Source organism: Butyrivibrio sp. NC2007, from assembly GCF_000421405.1.
Taxonomy (GTDB): domain Bacteria; phylum Bacillota; class Clostridia; order Lachnospirales; family Lachnospiraceae; genus Butyrivibrio.
Genome location: NZ_ATWY01000014.1, coordinates 78,463 through 95,322 on the forward strand (window position 1 = coordinate 78,463; position 16,860 = coordinate 95,322).

A 16,860-nucleotide genomic window follows, 5' to 3' on the forward strand; every position below is an offset into this window, starting at 1 on the left:
TTTTATTCAACTACCTTGATAATGGTCTTACTGTGGTAGTTCTTGCCGACTTCTTTGTCGGTGATAATGCAGCAACTGGAAATGTCTGCAAAAGTAACTGAACTTATCTGTCCAAACTTGCTGTGATCAGCAAGGATGTAGGAGATATAAGCGTGCTTTACCGCTTCCTCTTTTACAAGAGCTTCATCCACGTCCGGGGTGGTGTAGCCTGCATTTATGGAGATTCCGTTGGTTCCCATGAAGGCTTTTGTGAAGTGATACTTCCTGATGCCTTCGATACAGTCTGGGCCGATGATAGCCTCAGTGGCTGCCTTGCATCTTCCGCCGATTATCATGGTGTTCAGGTTCTTCTCAAGGAGCTTTTTGGCATGGACAATACCGTTGGTGATGTATTTTGCCTTGGTGTTGTCTATATACTTGATCATCTCCAGGGTGGTGGTACCTGAGTCAATGTAAACGAAGTCGTCATCATTTATCAGCGAAGCTGCATACTTACTTATGAGGTCTTTCTCCTCGACATTTAATGTGGCCTTGGCTGATACTGTGGGCTCGAGTGTGATTACATCACTTGCTGAAAGAGATGTGGCACCACCGAAGACCTTTAAGATCTTTCGCTCATCGTGAAGGACGGATAAGTCTCTTCTGATGGTGGCTGCCGAAGCATCAAACTCTTCCATGAGCTCGTTTACCGTGACGGCGTTTTTTTCGTTTATATATGAAACAATCAGATCTCTGCGTTCCTGAGTGAGCATATAACCCTCCAAACAAAAGTCAGCTATCTTATAGATTGAGGATAGCACTTTAAAAAATCAAATTCAATCAAAATAAATCACAAATAATCAATGAGCTTTTTATTAAATAATCACAAATTAATATAAAATGATAAAAATCAATCAACAAAAAAGCATCAAATGATCACTCCCGAAAGCACAGTATATTCTAAAAAAAGCATAAAGCTTTTCTTATAACCGTATATCTGCCTTTACAAAAGCTCCCCAAATAAACTAAAATAGAAGAGGATTCTGTACAAAAGACATATTGGAGGTGACTGACTTTGGAAGATTTTATGCTGAACAATGAACAGATTGATATTCTCGGTGAGATTGCAAATATCAGTATGGGTAACTCAGCAACAACCCTTAGTATGATGGTCAATAGAAAGGTAGACATCACTACTCCCAATGTTAAGGTCATTAAGAGGAGCGAAGCTCTCGATGACTATGAAAAGACATGCATTTTTGTTCAGATTCATTATGTAAAGGGACTTCAGGGCAACAATGTGCTTGTCCTTAAGGAGCATGATGTAAAGGTTATGACCGACCTTATGATGGGCGGAGACGGCACAAATACATCAGGTGATATTACAGACCTTCATCTTTCCGCAGCGTCTGAAGCTATGAACCAGATGATGGGAACCTCTGCAACCAGCCTTTCATCTATGCTGGGAGTTGCTACTGATATCAGTACACCTATTGTTAATCAGATAGATGTAGAGAGTATTAAAGTTTTTGAAAAAATGTTTGATACTACTTACGATAAATTTGTTAAAATAGCATTTAGGATGACCATAGGAAATCTTATCGATTCCATTATGGTCCAGCTTTATCCAGTGGATTTCGCAGTGGATATGTGCAACAAATTTATGAGTAAAGGAAAATAAAGTATCAAATGAATAAGGCAGAAACACTAGAGATCAAGAAACAGTTTACACAGGAGAGATGTACTATAGACCACATTTGCGGATGCTATGTGGACCATGAAAAGAATAAAAAGCTTACCTTCAGGAAGGCCTTTGGCCAGCTGCCTGAGGAGGAGACTTTCAAGTATCTGGATATATTCCAGCACACTCTGACAGGAACCTTTGGCAAAAATCTAATAAGTCTTGAGTTTCCGCTTGACCAGGAGATGCCTGGAGGTACTCAAGACTTTCTTTTGACCTTAAGAAACTCAAAGCTTGAGGATGACGAACTGGTTGATGAGTGCTATGACAAGATCATCGCCAACTATGTCAACGGTGAGAATTACTACATTATCCTCGTTCATGCAGCCTATGATGTTCCGGGTATTACAAGGGACGGCATAGAGATGGAAGATGCCTCGGACAATGTTTATGACTACATCCTTTGCAGTATCTGTCCCGTTAAGCGCTCAAAGGCAGGTCTTGGCTATAACGAATCCGAAAACGTGATAGAGGAAAGATACAGAGACTGGGTCGTTGAAGGTCCGGTGAAAGGATTCCTTTTCCCGGCATTTATAGAGAGAAACACAGATATTCACAATATGCTTTACTTCACCAAAAAGCCTGAGGATCTTCAGCCTGAATTTGTTGAGGCGATGTTTGGCGGAAGAGCTCCGATATCAGCTCCCGAGCAGAAGGATATCTTTGATGCAGTCGTGCAGGAAACCATAGGTGAAGATGCCGACTATGACATAATGAAGAATGTCCATGATAACCTCAATCAGATGATCGAGGATCACGCAGAGGATGCTGAGCCTTTAGAGCTTACCAAAAATGATGTGAAGCAGCTCCTTTCAGACAGTGGTGTATCTCAGGAGCGCCTGGGATATTTTGACGAGAACTATATAAAGTGTGCAGGAGATGAGGACTATCCTCTGCTTGCAAGCAATATAGCTCATACAAAGAAATTCGACATTGAAACCCCCGATGTTGTCATCAAGGTTAAACCCGACAGAACAGACCTTGTTGAGTCAAGAATTGTTGACGGAAGACAGTGTCTTGTTATTGAAGTGGATGATCATATTGAGGTCAATGGTATCAATGTCAGAACATTTATGAACAAGTGATATGATCCATACCCTCTTTAACTTTATACAAGTTAATAATGCTGAAATTTGCGAGATCAGAGAGTATTTCGATATTTGCAGCGATGAGATAGACAAACGTAATCTGTTCATGTTACGCAGAGTGTGTATGTACACTTCTCTGGTATACCTGGGCATGATTGCTTTGGCCTTTATGATTGTGCCCGGATTTAAAATGAATCCCGGGCACATTGCGATTATTCCGGTGCTTGTTGTGTATATGTTCATCAATTCATATACAAGGAAAAGGAATGATATCGTTGGCCCTATGGCAAGCGCTATATGCCTTTGTTATTATGCTCTGATGCTGATCTGTCTGATAGCTGTAGATCTGTCCTATACTACAAGGCCGGCTTTATGGCTGCCCTTGTGTCTAATGGTCTATTCGGTCATCTACATTGACAGGCTCTTTATGTATGGTATCGAAGAAACTATCGCAGTTGTTATATATGCTGTCATTTCATACCAAAAAAAAGCATACCCGCAGTTTATAAATGAACTGTACATGATCATAGCTGCCTATGTCCTTTCTTTGATAATCGGGAGAATCATCCTTGGTGTAAGAAGTAAGGAAGGACTTGCCATGGCTGAAGTCAGAAGATTCAGCAAGGTGGACAAGCTTACCAATGTTCTCAACAAGGGAGCGTTGGTGTCTGAGATAGACAATTACTTCAATCACAGAAGAGAAAACATTCCCTGTGCAATGTGCATCTTTGATGTGGATGATTTTAAGCAGGTCAATGACGGAATAGGACACGGAGGCGGAGATATACTCCTTGAGCATGTGGGAGGCCTTCTTTTAAAGAGCTTTAGACCCTCTGATATCATCGGAAGATTCGGCGGAGATGAGTTCGTTGTATTTATGCCTAACATGAAAGAGATTTCTCTTGTTGAATTCAGGTGCAAATCTCTTCAGATGATGCTCCATGAATTTACCATCGACGATAAGGGCCCATTTACCTTAAGTATCGGAGCTATCGTAGATAAAGGCGGACACAGCCGTGACGAAGTATTCAGAATGGCGGATGATGCCCTCTATAAGTCCAAGATAGGCGGCAAAAACAAATGTAGTTCCTGGGTTGTGGATAAGGATACTAAGTTTACAAGGCCGGTAATGGTTTTCCTTACATCACTGGATGAAGAAAATGCACTGATTCTTTTTAAGGAAGAGTCAGACAGATTCGATATTCTTCCCTGCAATGACAACGATGAAGCCATAGGATATATCAGCCAGTACCATAACAATATTAAGATAGTTGTGGTTGAAGTAAATGATGAGAGCCTCATGGGAGGCCTTGCGATCAGATATATAAAGGAGAGGGAGTTCTTCAGATCAATTCCTGTCCTTGCTGTTGTAAGTAACGATGACACCATTTCGCTGGCAAAAGAGTTCGGTGCAGATGCCGTTTTAAAGACAGATGATCCTAATGAAACATTTGCTCTTACAATAAAAGAACTTTCGGGTGTATGATAATATAGTTATTTACTTATAGAAGGGAAGACATAAATGTTAAAGACACTATTATCGCAGGTTAAGCAGTACAAACTTGCATCCATTCTCACTCCGCTGTGTATGATCGGCGAAGTAATCTGTGAGATGATCATTCCTGTTCTCATGGCGGGAATAGTGGATAAGGGTATCTACGGTAACAACATGGGATATATCTTTTCCACCGGAGGAAAGATGATCGTCATTGCTGTTTTGGGACTTCTGGCAGGACTTTTAGGAGCTTACTATGGTTCCATGGCATCCACCGGATTTGCCAAAAACTTAAGAAAGGCCATGTTTGATAACATCCAGACCTTTTCTTTTTCCAACATCGACAAATTCTCAACTTCAGGTCTTGTAACAAGACTTACCACCGATGTTTCCAACATTCAAAATGCATATATGGTTACACTCAGAATGGCTATGAGAGCACCGGCATCTATGATAGTTGCCCTGGTCATGAGCTTTATCATCAGCCCTGAGCTTGCAAGAATATATCTGGGAGCAGTAATATTCCTGGCTGTTGTTGCAGTTCTTCTTATGAGAAGAGCTACCAGATACTTTAAGCAGGTGTTTGAAAAGTACGATGAACTCAATGAGAGCGTACAGGAAAATGTATCAGCCATCAGAGTTGTTAAGGCTTATGTAAGGGAAGACTATGAGAACGCCAAATTTAAGAAAGCTGCCCTTAATATCTACAACATGTTCGTTAAGGCAGAAGGAAATGTTGTATACGTATCTCCTTTAATGACAGGAACCGTTTACGTATGCATTCTTCTTATCAGCTGGTTCGGTGCACACATGATAGTGGCCGGAAACCTCTCGACAGGAAGCCTTATGAGCCTTCTTACCTACTGCATGAGTATCCTTATGAGCCTTATGATGCTGGCTATCATATTTGTAATGATGACCATGGCTGAGGCAAGCGGAAAGCGTATTGCAGAGGTTATCGAGGAGAAAGCCGATCTAACAAATCCCGAGAATCCTGTAATGGAAGTTGCGGACGGAAGCATCTCTTTTGACCATGTATATTTCTCATACAATAAGAGCTCGGATGAACCTGTGTTAAAAGACATTACTCTTGATATAAAGTCCGGTGAAACGATAGGTATCATCGGAGGAACAGGTTCAGCCAAGTCATCTCTTATAAACCTTATCAGCAGACTCTATGATGTTACGGATGGCTCTGTAAAGGTCGGCGGAGTGGACGTAAGGGACTACGATATGGAGGTCCTCAGAGACCAGGTATCTGTGGTTCTGCAAAAGAATGTCCTGTTCTCCGGAACTATTCTTGATAACCTCAGGTGGGGCGATAAGAATGCTACTGAAGAAGATGCAAAAAGAGCTTGTGAAATGGCCTGTGCAGATGAGTTTATTGAGAAGATGCCCGATGGCTATAACACAGTTATAGAGCAGGGCGGAACCAACGTATCAGGCGGACAGAGACAGAGACTCTGTATTGCAAGAGCTCTTTTAAAGAAGCCTCGCATACTTATTCTGGACGATTCAACAAGTGCCGTAGATACTGCTACGGATGCCAAGATCAGAAAAGCATTTGCTACGATGATCCCCGGTACTACCAAGCTTATAATTGCTCAGCGTATCAGTTCAGTTCAGGATTGTGACCGTATAATCGTTATGGATGACGGTAAGATCAACGGCTTTGCAAGCCATGATGAACTTCTTAAGACTAACGAGATCTACAGAGAAGTTTACGAGTCACAGACCGGAGTAAGCGGAGATGCTGATTTTGATTCAGCTTCAGGGCAGTAATTGGAGGTAAAACATGGCAGAGACAAAAGAAATTAAAGGAGGCCCGGGCGGCGGAGCAAGACGCGGAATGCCAAGGCCCAATATAGATAATCCCGGTAAGCTCTTCGGAAGGCTTATGGGATACGTATTTAAATTTTATCCGATACATATGCTGGCGATTGTGGTCTGCATAGTGCTTACAGTATTTTCATCGGTTCAGGGAACTCTTTTTACAAGGACTCTGATCGATTCCTACATTCAGCCGATGCTGGATAATCACAGCACAGACTATGGCCCTTTACTTGGAGCCATGGGAAGAGTTGCGATATTCTACGCAGTTGGTGTCCTGGCAGCCTTTGTTCAGGCAAAGGTAATGATCTATATAAACCAGGGAACACTTAGAAGGCTCAGAGAAGAGCTGTTCGTTCATATGGAATCTCTTCCTATCAAGTATTTTGATACACATGCCCACGGCGATATCATGTCGATCTATACAAACGATATTGATGCCTTAAGGCAGATGATAAGCCAGAGTATTCCTCAGCTCCTCAGCAGTGCCATCACCATTGTTTCAGTGCTGGCATCCATGATCGTTCTCAGCATTCCGCTTACCATTGTTACGCTTCTTATGGTAGCAGTCATGCTGTTTTGCTCAGCTAAGGCGACAGCTTCTTCGGGTAAGAACTTCGTTGCTCAGCAGAAGAATATAGGTGAGCTTAACGGTTTCATTGAAGAGATGATGACAGGACAGAAGGTCGTTAAGGTCTTCAACCACGAGTCAGAAGCAATCGAAAAGTTTGATGAATTAAACGAGAAGCTCTGTGAGAGTGCATTTAAGGCAAATGCATATTCCGGAGCCCTTGGACCTATTAACGCACAGCTCGGTAATACCAGCTACGTGCTCTGCGCCATGATAGGTGCTGCAATTGCCCTTTCAGACAGCGTGGCGGTAGGGTTTACCGTTGGTATGCTGGCGAGCTTCCTTACCTTTAACAAGAGCTTTTCAATGCCCATCAACCAGGTCAGCATGCAGTTTAACTCAATCATCATGGCTCTGGCAGGTGCAGACAGAATCTTTAAGCTCCTTGATGAGCCGGGAGAGACTGACGACGGCTATGTAATGCTGGTTAATTCTGAAGAAAAAGACGGAGAGATCGTAGAGGCCGATCACCACACAGGACACTGGGCCTGGAAGCATTATCATAAAGCTGATAACACAACAACCTATCAGCCCATGGAAGGTGATGTTACCTTTAACGATGTTGACTTTGGATATACAGATGAGAAGATGGTTCTGCACAACATAGTTCTTCATGCAAAGCCCGGACAGAAGATTGCCTTTGTAGGTTCAACCGGTGCCGGCAAGACCACCATCACCAATCTTATCAACAGATTCTATGACATTCAGGACGGTAAGATAAGATACGATAACATCAATATCAACAAGATCAAGAAGGCAGACCTTAGAAGGTCTCTTGGAATAGTTCTTCAGGATACGCACCTCTTTACGGGTACTGTTATGGAGAACATAAGATACGGCAAACTCGATGCCACAGACGAAGAGGTTAAGGCAGCAGCCAAGCTCGCCAATGCCCACAGCTTCATTAAAAGGCTCCCTGACGGGTACAACACAATGCTCACAGGAGACGGTGCAAACCTCTCCCAGGGCCAAAGACAGCTCCTTGCAATTGCAAGAGCAGCTATCGCAGATCCTCCGGTTCTTATCCTGGATGAAGCTACTTCCTCCATCGATACAAGAACAGAGAAGATTGTACAGGATGGTATGGACAAGCTTATGAGCGGAAGAACAACCTTTGTTATTGCTCACAGGCTCTCCACAGTCAAGAACTCAGACTGTATCATAGTTCTTGAACACGGCCGCATAATAGAGCAGGGAACACATGATGAACTTATTGCTAAGAAGCAGAAATATTACCAGCTCTATACCGGAATGAAATCCGAGACAGCATAAGTTAGTGGGGACGGTTATGTTGACTCCTCGCAGAGGTTATTTATGCCCCGCTGCCTGGGATTGTAGCACATAATAAAACCGGAGCCAAAGGCTGCCCGGGCGCCAAAAAGCGGCACCCAGCGTACTGTCCTTTGACTCCGGTTTTCTTATGTGCATCATGGTCACTAAGCGGGGCTTGCATAAGGGGTGCATGGTCTGCCATAATCTGTGGCGGATAGCCAGCTTATAACTGCCGGGATATGAAAAAAGAGTACATGGTCGAGGATCAAAAAGTTTTTCTACCTATACGGTCATAAGTAGCTCATGGGCGTAGAAAGCCGAGGGGAGAGAATTTGCATAAGGGGTATTTTTCTACCTATACGTACAAAAGTACCCTGTGGGCGTAGAATGCCCTGAGGTTATTTCTACTTATATCCAAAAAAGTTGTCCTTGGGCGTAGAAAAAAAGAGGTGTTTAATTTTTTACAGGAAATTCCTTCTACCTATATTGTGAAAAGTACGTTCTGGGCGTAGAAAATCTTTGAATCTGAGATTTTCTATATATGTGAATCTAACTTGGATTGGGGTATGGAAAATGCAGAGAATCGAAAAGCTTGATTCTTGATTTTTCTCTATATAACTTAAAAAGTTGCCTTGGGGTATGGAAAGTCGTTGGCGAGCCAGAGCAGATTTCTATATATATGAGTAAAAGTAAGCATGGGGTATAGAATTAAAGGCATTCAAAGTTTTTGTGCAAATTTATTTTCTATATATATCAGGCAAACTCATCGCAGGGTATAGAAAAATCGGCAGACAAAAAGTTTTGGGACTCGCTTTTCTTCATGACCCGCTTAGTGACAAAAAATGCCTTAGCAAATGAATGTCAATGGCACCGTGGAATACCGCAGCACGCATTTTGCGAGGATATGCCGCGAAAGGCCATTGATATTCATTTGCTAAGGCATACAATTCCTAAGCTGCGAGTCATGAAGGAGGGAGTCAAAAAGAACCGTCCCCGTGACTTTTTTACTTATGCCTGTCGCGCAGCATCTTCAGAATCTCAAATATCGCATCAACCAAAAGAAGCATGCCACAAGATAGCATATACCAACTGTTTTCGATATCCGGAGTTACAAGGATATATCCTCCCAGGAACACCGTCACAATGCCTTCAAACGATGACCTGAAGCGGTCAAAGACCTTGGTCTGGTTCCTGAAATTGATAACGTTCTGATATGCAAGAGTAAGGAGCACAACTCCGATTATCATGCTGGATATTACGAAGAGAGCATCGGGCTTTATCATGATAGCTGATGTCAGAACCAGCAGTATGATACACATGATAACTCGTGGCCGCTCTTTACGAAATTCCAGTCCGGAATCTCTAAGGTGCTTGATGGTAAGGACTACTTCATAGACACAGACTATGAGAAGTGCCAGAAATACCACGGATTCCATGGCGAAATCCGGAAATGCAAAGCACAGAGCGGACAGGAATAAGGAAAGTCCGATCCTGATCAGCTGTTTTCTGTTTATAAGGCCCCATATCCTGACAAAAAGACCCTTGGAGTCATCATCCTCTTTCTTGATGCTTCTGGCTTTGTTTTTGAGGTTTAGAGCGTCATTTCCGGCCATCTTCATGATCAGCTCCTCAAAGGCCGAAGGCCCAAGGGAAGCGAACTCTTTTATGGTGTTTACTCCTGTATCAGACATGGAATCGAAGAGAGTATCAACGAATTTTTCTCTGGCGGACATATCCATCCCCTCAACAAATCTGTCGATAAGATCGTTTAAAAGATGGCTCTCCGGAGCATGGTCGTCACACATGACAGGACCGTTTGAATCAAGGACCCAGGTCTGTATGCTGTGCTGGATCAGCGGATTGGCAGAGCTCTTTATGATGATGCTTTCGCCTGCCGGAGGCTCAAAGATCCTACCGATAATTGAGTATTCGGGAGTGATTTTGGTGATCTTGCTAAGAATCCTGTAGATAAGGGATTTATCCAGAATGTCGGGACAAAAACCGGGACCGTCATTGATATAAACATGAAGGAGCTTATCCTGCTGAGAACCCTCCAGATGGGCAGCGGCGTAGAGGGCGAGATGAGCGCCCTTTGAATGGCCCAGGATTATAACGCTGCCATCAGCTTCGTCTACGTGCTTTGTGGCGTAGGAGAGTGCCAGATCCTGAGAGGGAACGTTTGTGTAACTTATCATGAAGTCTTCCTTCCATCCGATGATGGTGGAGTCTGTTCCTCTGAATGCGATTATCGTAGGACCATTTGGAATCTTATAAGTTACTGCAGCAAATTGTTTGTCCTGGCTGTCATAGATATCCTGAAAATCATAGAGACAAATGTCTTTGTACCTTGCACAAGCAGCACAGTATCTGGCAAAGTCCAGATCTTCTTTTCCCGCGCCTGCTCTTGTACTTTTTAAAAGACCTTTAGAGTCCAGCTCGTTTATCGCCTGCTCGATGGTCATGGAACGGCCGTCCTTTAAAACACTCTTAAAGTCTATATAAATGAGTTCGGAAAATACAAGGTTATCTTCAGTTTTAAATTCTCTTTCGGAAAAGGTAAGGTCACCTCTCCAGAGAATATAATCATTTATATGCGCCATGTCTCTACCTTAAAAATAGATATATTTAGTCATGAAAAGAGGAGCTGCAGCAAATAGTTGCAGCTCCTTTATTTTATCATAGATTATCAGAGCTATGCGGATTTAGCCGATAGCTTTTTTAACTGCCTCGAGAACACGATCAGCCTGGAAAGGCTTAACGATGAAGTCCTTGGCTCCTGCCTGAATAGATTCAATAACCATTGCCTGCTGTCCCATAGCAGAACACATGATACAAACTGCATTAGGATCTGCAGCCTTGATTCCCTTCAAGGCTCCGATACCATCAAGCTCGGGCATTGTGATATCAAGAGTTACAAGGTCGGGTTTTAACTCATTATATTTTTCGATTGCGACTTTTCCGTTCTCTGCTTCGCCGGCAATCTCATATCCGTTCTTTGAGAGGATATCCTTGAGCATCATGCGCATGAAAGCGGCGTCATCTGTAATGAGTATTCTTTTTCCCATATTGAACCTCCAATAAGTATTTTTAGTTGCGTAAGAAAAAATGCAAATTCATTTTGAGAATTATTATTGGTACATAATCTATTGTACCACGTAATTCTGTTTGTGAGCGTTAAATCGTCATGCAAATAATTAAAATTTGATAAAGTCTCTGAGAAAATTGTTTGAAAATCACATTCATTATTTCAGTACCGGAAGAGTGCTGTCATAATTGAAATCGCCGTGATTTACAATTTGCCACTGGATAATAGACAATGTATTGTCTGAATTGGATGAGTTGTTTGTGCTATTTGCATCTATGGCGATATCCAGAGACTGATTATCGGTTATTGGTATACTTTCTTTCATTATACCATCCTCCGAGCCTTTAGAATAGCCTGAATTTACGGCTGCGACAAAGGCATTTCCTTTATGACAGGCTTCGTAGTATAGTTTATGTCTCTCGGTAAGATTATTGCTTAAATTGTAGTCAGCTTTTGAGTTTACAAGTGTCAGAGTGGCAAAAGAGATTATGCTGAGCACGGTAAATATCAGAAGGATGGAAGCGCTGCCAATATGAGAGCCACCGGATGCTTTATTCATATCATCTGCCCTCCTTTCCAAGATAAGTGTCAACACTTACTGACATTATGATCCTCTTAGGATCGACTGAAGCTTCAGGAGTAAGTTCATCTAAACCTCTTATATCAATAACTGTAATTTCGCCTACTGCAGCCTTTCCTATAAGAGAGATGCCATAGTCTGATACATCTGAGTAAACCCTGCTTGCATCTTCCGTGGTGATGCTGAGGTTTGCAACATAAGAGGAATTTGCAAGACCGTTTACCTGATTCCACTTATCATCAAAGAAAAGAACAAGGCTTCCGTCACTCATGGAAGGATCTGATGTTGTATAGCTTATGACAGCATCAGGAAAGAGATCAGCCATATCAGACAGCCGTCCTTTTTTGCCCTCAAAAGCTTCCGCCAGATTCTGGGTCCAAATGGTGGCATTTGACAGATTCTCAGTGGTTTCAGCCATTATATGGGCAGAGGCAAAAAGCCTTACGCAGACTGCTGCAGAAAGGGAGAAAAACATAATTGCCACTATTAGTTCCATCAGGAACAGACTTAAGCGCGAATTACTCCTCTGATCCATTAGTTACCTTCCGTACTTCTTTTTGTGATGTATAAAAAGTCTTCGGTTCCGTCTTCAAGTACTACTTCAATACTAAACATCCTGTCTGATACTTCTTCAATCTCAAGAGATTTTATATCCATGATCTTCTGCCCTGACTGTGGATAGACAACTTCCAGCGAATCTCTTGCCATAAGCTCCATCAGCTGGCCGTCATAATCATAGATATAGGTGGTGTAGAGCTCACCGTTTACTTCCTTACTCATGGCAAGTACATTCTCGCCAAAAAGCTCTTTTACCCGCACGGTTCCGTTTATATCGGACTGCCTTACCTTCTCTGTAATGTAGGCACTGGCAATCCTGTGGGAATTGTTACTTGCCATGGCGGAGACATTCTTTTGGTAAATGCTTGCGCCGATGGCGATAACTGACAATGCGCACAGAACAAAGAGCAGCATAAGGCATATGACAAAGACAGAATCTATAACGTGTTTGTCTTTTTTCTTTGGTGTTAATGTCGTTTGTTCCATAAGCTTTTGTTACCTCAGGATAACTGTGTAATCAGGATAAAGATTTGCTGCGATGGGCTGATAGTCTACGAAAAACGTGTTCTTGTCATAGGTAAGACCATAGTGCTGTTCCATATACTCAAGGCTTGGTGGGTACATTCCCTCTATGGCGTAGCACTGGACTATATCCCTTGAAATGGCATTCTCAAGAGACTCCTGCTGCTTTTCAATGGTGCTTCTTCCGGAGTACTCAACAGCCAACAGGAAGAAAGCCACAATAAGTGCAAATATTGCGACTGAGATCACCCTGTAAAATGCAGGAGAAGGTGTGAAAATGTGTTTTTCGTTATCAAATCTGTTAGCCATTTAAGACCTCTTTAACCTATGGTGGTCATTATTCCCATAAGCGGGAGAATTACTGACAAAAGGATCATTCCGACAATGAGAGAAAGAATGATTACCAAAGTGGGTTCAAGTACCGAAATGAGAGAGTAGATCCTGCGCTCGGTATCTTTTTCAATTCTCTCGGAAACCTGCTTCATTGCCTGATCCATGGAACCTGACTTAAATCCGACTGAGACCATCTGTGCATAGAAGGATGTGAAGATTTCAGTCTTTTCAAGGGCTTCAGGGAAGCTGTCTCCGTCGAGAAGGAGCTCTTTACACTGGTCGATCTTGTTCTTCATGTCATCATCGCCGGTAAGTTTTTTAACGAGCCCCAGACCTTCGTAGGTATCCATACCACTGGAGAGAGTGAGCACCATTCCGCTGGCGAATCTCTCGAGCTCGATGTCGTGCATCAGCTTTCTTGTGGGGCCGAATTTCCTCATGAGCTTCTTGAAATTCTCTTTTCCTGCAGAACTTGAGAAGTAGAGGAAGCACGCTGCGAATATTACGAGGATGGCCACAAGGATAATGGAGTATCTGTTGAGGGCACTTCCCAGGGACAAAAGAGACTGTGCAAAGCCACTCATGCTGGTCCCGAGCTGTGAAAATACCTGCTCGAAGATGGGCAGTACCTTTGTGATAAGTACCAGTACAACGATCAGCATCATAAATACCATGATTAGCGGATAGCTCACGGCACTTCTTATGCTTGACTCGATATTTTCTTCCCTCTCGTAGTAGTCCGCCAGGGATTCCATTACGGTGTCCATGTTTCCGGATTCCTCACCGATGGTGACCATGTGGACAACATAGTCGGGAAAGACCTCACTCATACTGAGGGCTACATGGAATTTTTCGCCGCTGTGGAGAACATTACTGATGGCGCTGTATACCTTTTTGGCGGATGCATCCTTGGTGTCCTGCTCAAGGATATCTATACCGTCGGCCGGCGCAATTCCTGCTCTTAGCAGCAGAGACATCTGTCTGCAAAAGCTTGAGATCTCATAACTTTTTAATTTGCCAAGTTTTGCTGTAGTGCCCATAAGTTCCTCCATCATGAACTCTTGTCAATAAATGTATTTTACGGAGTAATTTGAACCGTCTCCGATGAACTCTTTTAAAGCCTTGTCTTTGGTGTTAGAAGCAAAGGTCGGATCCATCAGCGACCATTCGTTTCCGTCGAATTCGATCATACCGTTTACCCAGCCTACGTCTTCGATATAGGTGGATAGCCATGCGTGATACGCGGTTCCGGCGTAGCCGATCTCCATTCTGGTGGGGATTCTCTGGCTTCTTAGCATGGTGGTCATGAGGGCTGCATAGTCGAGACAGATTCCGGTCTTGGTATAAAGAACTTCATCCACATCCGGAAGGTATCCGCTCTGGACGGTTTCAGCCTCCTCGTGGTCGTAGGTGATGTTACTTATTATGTAGTTGTAAACTTCGGATACTACTTCAAGGTCCGAGTTACAGACATAGGCGAGATACTCGCTCTTTGCAACGGCCTCGTTGGAACCGGTGAAATTTACGTACTGATTGGGATATAGGAAAGGTGAAAACTCGTTGGTTATGTTTACATCAAGCATCTGGCTGTAGGCCTGTGAATACTGGGTTCCCTCGATGTTCTCGAAGATGTTTACCATATACTGGCCGTTGCCCTGCTGAAGAGGAAATACTTCTTCTTTGGGAATGCTGGAGATGTTGTAGGTGTAGGTCACTTCTTTCGGACCTGTGATCTGGAGTTTTACCTTTGGTGAATTTCCGTGGTAGGTTACAACAATGTAACCTTCGGAAATATTGGAAGCATCCACCTTGGCGTATTGGTTTTCATATACGACTTCGCCCGGTGCTTCGGGCACAAGACAAACAGGGGTGTTGTCACGGCTTCCCTTTACGCGCTCTGTATCCGGAACTTCCACATCGGGAGTGGGAGCGGGAGCGGCCTGATCGGAAGACTTTGAAAACTCAGCCACCGGATCATCTGCTTCTCCGCATCCGGAAAGGACAGTGACAATACCCAATATTAGGATAAGTGAACAAGATATTAGATTTTTCTTTTTCCTAAGAAAATCTCTTCTCATAAGTTAAGAAAGTGTTAGAGGCATCTCGCGGATCCTCTTGTAGCCCAGGGAAATAAGGTCGGAAATATTATCTGCATGTTCATCGCAGTTAAGGATTCTTGTGTAGATGACTTCGATAGGTGTTCCGACTTTCATTTCGTTGTAGCCGTGGATCCTCTTTGTGAGTTCAAGTAAAAACATATCGGCAGCAGTGCTGTCGCAGTTCTCGATAAGGATGATGAATTCGTTTCCCCCGTTTCTGCCGACGTATCCGAAATTCGCACTTACATCTTCGAGGATGGTTGAGAATTCAGAGATAAGCCAGTTGCCGTTGTCATGTCCGTTTTCATCGTTGGTGGAATCGAGGTTTCCAAGCTTCATCAGCATGAATCCGGCCATTGGAAGGCGCTGAGGGTTATTAAAGCTTTCAATCAAAAGATCACAACTGTATCTGTTGGGAAGGCCGGTCAGATGGTCAAGATACGCCATCTTGTTCAGATGCCTTCCTATAGAAGCAGTCTTAGTCAGAATATAGAAATCAAATAGAATGGAAAAGACATACAGAACAAGGCAGATTCCGCCGACCACAAAAAAAGCAGGGGTCGATTTATCCGAAATCAGATGAAAGATCTCTTTGTCCCTGTGAAACAAAAAAGCCAGGACTATGGTAAGAATACCAAGTATGATCAGAGAAATCATCTTATATACATAAACACTGTTATATACGTTAGTACGTTTACTCTTGTCATAAAATTCAGGCTTCATTTGAATCCTCCATATAGAATAATTGTACTATAAATATGTGCACTCTTAAAGTGCATGAGGAGTCGGAATTCTCTTTTCATAAGTGAAATATTCGTCAAAACCGCACGATTTTGCGATTTCGCACATTTTTTCAAAACCGCAGGCAACTTTTTGTGGCGTGTGTGCATCGGACCCTATGGTTATGATTCTGCCACCCAGTTCTTTATATCTTTTAAGAACCTCGGGAACAGGATTTGGCAAAAGAGATATGTCATTCCCCAGAAGCTTTGAATTAAAATCAAGACCCTTGTCATTCTTTATAAGGTAGAGCAGGATTTCATCGATCTGGTCTGCGAAGCGCTCATAGCTATAAGTGTTATCACCCTTTGGCGCATATCTCGAGACATAGTCAAGGTGGCCCAAAACGTCAAAGTCCGTAAAGAGCTTTATGTTTTCCAAAGTCTGCTCAAAGGTTCTTTTGTAGATGTTCTCGGGAGTATCCCCGTCCCAAAAAGAAGGGTAGTAGGGATCTTTTTTGTCAACAAGGTGGATTGAGGCGATGACAAAATCAAAGCCGCCCTTTTTGACAAAATCGAGGTTCTCTTTTACGACCTGAGTCTGCATTCCGACTTCCACGCCAAAATGCATTTTGATCTTATTCGCATAGAGCTCTTTGTAATGAAGAAACTCATCCCTGTAGGAATCGACGTCAAGGATAAAGGGAAACTCCGGAAGATCGTAGCAGGTAGGGTAGTCCTCGTCCTGGTGCTCTGTGAAGCAAATCTCCTTAAGTCCCTTGTCTATGGCGCTTTTGATCATGTCCTCCATGGGGGCATCGCTGTCGCCTGAATTGTGTGTGTGCATGTGATAATCTGCTAAAATCGGCATTTTGATTCTCCGTAAAATTGAGTGTAAAAGATCCAATTAATTCATATCGTCAGTTTA

16 protein-coding genes are annotated in these 16,860 nt (G+C 43.0%); 5 read left to right on the forward strand and 11 right to left on the reverse strand.

All coding sequences use genetic code 11. The features are described 5' to 3' along the window. Positions 1-2: 2 nt before the first annotated feature. Complete coding sequence (locus G632_RS0112125) at positions 3-752, reverse strand: DeoR/GlpR family DNA-binding transcription regulator (protein ID WP_022769515.1); 750 nt, start codon at positions 750-752, stop codon at positions 3-5. A gap of 302 nt (positions 753-1,054) precedes the next feature. Between G632_RS0112125 and fliY the strand changes: the two genes are divergently transcribed. The 5 genes from fliY to G632_RS0112150 all read left to right on the forward strand — a co-directional run bounded on the left by fliY (position 1,055) and on the right by G632_RS0112150 (position 8,036). Next, positions 1,055-1,660, forward strand: coding sequence for a flagellar motor switch phosphatase FliY (gene fliY / locus G632_RS0112130; RefSeq protein WP_022769516.1), 606 nt, complete (start codon positions 1,055-1,057; stop codon positions 1,658-1,660). An 8-nt stretch (positions 1,661-1,668) separates the two neighbouring features. Continuing rightward, the gene (locus G632_RS0112135) at positions 1,669-2,805 is read left to right on the forward strand and encodes a DUF4317 domain-containing protein (protein WP_022769517.1); all 1,137 of its coding nucleotides are present in this window, start codon (positions 1,669-1,671) and stop codon (positions 2,803-2,805) included. Between the two features lie 127 nt (positions 2,806-2,932). After that, positions 2,933-4,294 carry a GGDEF domain-containing protein gene (locus G632_RS0112140; RefSeq protein WP_026519623.1) on the forward strand — a complete coding sequence of 454 codons (1,362 nt, stop codon included), beginning with the start codon at positions 2,933-2,935 and terminating at the stop codon, positions 4,292-4,294. A gap of 36 nt (positions 4,295-4,330) precedes the next feature. Continuing rightward, positions 4,331-6,085, forward strand: a complete 1,755-nt coding sequence (locus tag G632_RS0112145) for an ABC transporter ATP-binding protein (protein WP_022769520.1) — start codon at positions 4,331-4,333, stop codon at positions 6,083-6,085. A gap of 13 nt (positions 6,086-6,098) precedes the next feature. After that, entirely contained in the window at positions 6,099-8,036 is a 1,938-nt protein-coding gene (locus tag G632_RS0112150; protein ID WP_022769521.1) for an ABC transporter ATP-binding protein, read from the forward strand. 1,004 nt (positions 8,037-9,040) lie between these two features. On the opposite strand, the gene G632_RS0112155 is transcribed toward G632_RS0112150, so the two are convergent. From G632_RS0112155 to G632_RS0112200, 10 genes are all read right to left on the reverse strand, one after another. Beyond that, positions 9,041-10,636 (reverse strand): Mbeg1-like protein, encoded by a 1,596-nt coding sequence (locus G632_RS0112155; protein ID WP_022769523.1) that lies wholly within the window; start codon positions 10,634-10,636, stop codon positions 9,041-9,043. A 102-nt stretch (positions 10,637-10,738) separates the two neighbouring features. Then, entirely contained in the window at positions 10,739-11,101 is a 363-nt protein-coding gene (locus G632_RS0112160) for a response regulator (protein WP_022764589.1), read from the reverse strand. A 177-nt stretch (positions 11,102-11,278) separates the two neighbouring features. Then, positions 11,279-11,680, reverse strand: a complete 402-nt coding sequence (locus G632_RS0112165) for a hypothetical protein (RefSeq protein WP_022769524.1) — start codon at positions 11,678-11,680, stop codon at positions 11,279-11,281. 1 nt (position 11,681) lies between these two features. Next, the gene (locus G632_RS0112170; RefSeq protein ID WP_022769525.1) at positions 11,682-12,236 is read right to left on the reverse strand and encodes a hypothetical protein; all 555 of its coding nucleotides are present in this window, start codon (positions 12,234-12,236) and stop codon (positions 11,682-11,684) included. Further along, positions 12,236-12,745: a DUF4860 domain-containing protein gene (locus G632_RS0112175; RefSeq protein ID WP_022769527.1), complete on the reverse strand. Its 510-nt coding sequence runs from the start codon at positions 12,743-12,745 to the stop codon at positions 12,236-12,238. Before G632_RS0112175 ends, G632_RS0112170 begins: the two co-directional genes overlap by 1 nt. 9 nt (positions 12,746-12,754) lie before the next feature. Then, complete coding sequence (locus G632_RS0112180; protein ID WP_022769528.1) at positions 12,755-13,090, reverse strand: hypothetical protein; 336 nt, start codon at positions 13,088-13,090, stop codon at positions 12,755-12,757. 11 nt (positions 13,091-13,101) lie between these two features. Then, positions 13,102-14,154, reverse strand: coding sequence for a type II secretion system F family protein (locus G632_RS0112185; protein WP_022769530.1), 1,053 nt, complete (start codon positions 14,152-14,154; stop codon positions 13,102-13,104). Between the two features lie 24 nt (positions 14,155-14,178). Beyond that, the gene (locus tag G632_RS0112190) at positions 14,179-15,084 is read right to left on the reverse strand and encodes a transglutaminase domain-containing protein (RefSeq protein ID WP_242826722.1); all 906 of its coding nucleotides are present in this window, start codon (positions 15,082-15,084) and stop codon (positions 14,179-14,181) included. Positions 15,085-15,195: 111 nt separating this feature from the next. Continuing rightward, on the reverse strand, positions 15,196-15,936 hold the full coding sequence (locus G632_RS0112195; RefSeq protein WP_022769532.1) for a GGDEF domain-containing protein: 741 nt from the start codon (positions 15,934-15,936) through the stop codon (positions 15,196-15,198). A gap of 45 nt (positions 15,937-15,981) precedes the next feature. Next, complete coding sequence (locus G632_RS0112200; RefSeq protein ID WP_022769534.1) at positions 15,982-16,803, reverse strand: histidinol-phosphatase HisJ family protein; 822 nt, start codon at positions 16,801-16,803, stop codon at positions 15,982-15,984. Positions 16,804-16,860: the final 57 nt, after the last annotated feature.

Excerpts from the sequence above, each read along its gene's own strand:
- G632_RS0112125 (WP_022769515.1), bottom strand. The coding sequence starts at position 752 with ATGCTCACTCAGGAACGCAGAGATCTGATTGTTTCATATATAAACGAA.
- G632_RS0112135 (WP_022769517.1), top strand. The coding sequence starts at position 1,669 with ATGAATAAGGCAGAAACACTAGAGATCAAGAAACAGTTTACACAGGAG.
- G632_RS0112140 (WP_026519623.1), top strand. The coding sequence starts at position 2,933 with ATGTACACTTCTCTGGTATACCTGGGCATGATTGCTTTGGCCTTTATG.
- G632_RS0112145 (WP_022769520.1), top strand. The coding sequence starts at position 4,331 with ATGTTAAAGACACTATTATCGCAGGTTAAGCAGTACAAACTTGCATCC.
- G632_RS0112150 (WP_022769521.1), top strand. The coding sequence starts at position 6,099 with ATGGCAGAGACAAAAGAAATTAAAGGAGGCCCGGGCGGCGGAGCAAGA.
- G632_RS0112155 (WP_022769523.1), bottom strand. The coding sequence starts at position 10,636 with ATGGCGCATATAAATGATTATATTCTCTGGAGAGGTGACCTTACCTTT.
- G632_RS0112160 (WP_022764589.1), bottom strand. The coding sequence starts at position 11,101 with ATGGGAAAAAGAATACTCATTACAGATGACGCCGCTTTCATGCGCATG.
- G632_RS0112165 (WP_022769524.1), bottom strand. The coding sequence starts at position 11,680 with ATGAATAAAGCATCCGGTGGCTCTCATATTGGCAGCGCTTCCATCCTT.
- G632_RS0112170 (WP_022769525.1), bottom strand. The coding sequence starts at position 12,236 with ATGGATCAGAGGAGTAATTCGCGCTTAAGTCTGTTCCTGATGGAACTA.
- G632_RS0112175 (WP_022769527.1), bottom strand. The coding sequence starts at position 12,745 with ATGGAACAAACGACATTAACACCAAAGAAAAAAGACAAACACGTTATA.
- G632_RS0112180 (WP_022769528.1), bottom strand. The coding sequence starts at position 13,090 with ATGGCTAACAGATTTGATAACGAAAAACACATTTTCACACCTTCTCCT.
- G632_RS0112185 (WP_022769530.1), bottom strand. The coding sequence starts at position 14,154 with ATGGGCACTACAGCAAAACTTGGCAAATTAAAAAGTTATGAGATCTCA.
- G632_RS0112195 (WP_022769532.1), bottom strand. The coding sequence starts at position 15,936 with ATGAAGCCTGAATTTTATGACAAGAGTAAACGTACTAACGTATATAAC.
- G632_RS0112200 (WP_022769534.1), bottom strand. The coding sequence starts at position 16,803 with ATGCCGATTTTAGCAGATTATCACATGCACACACACAATTCAGGCGAC.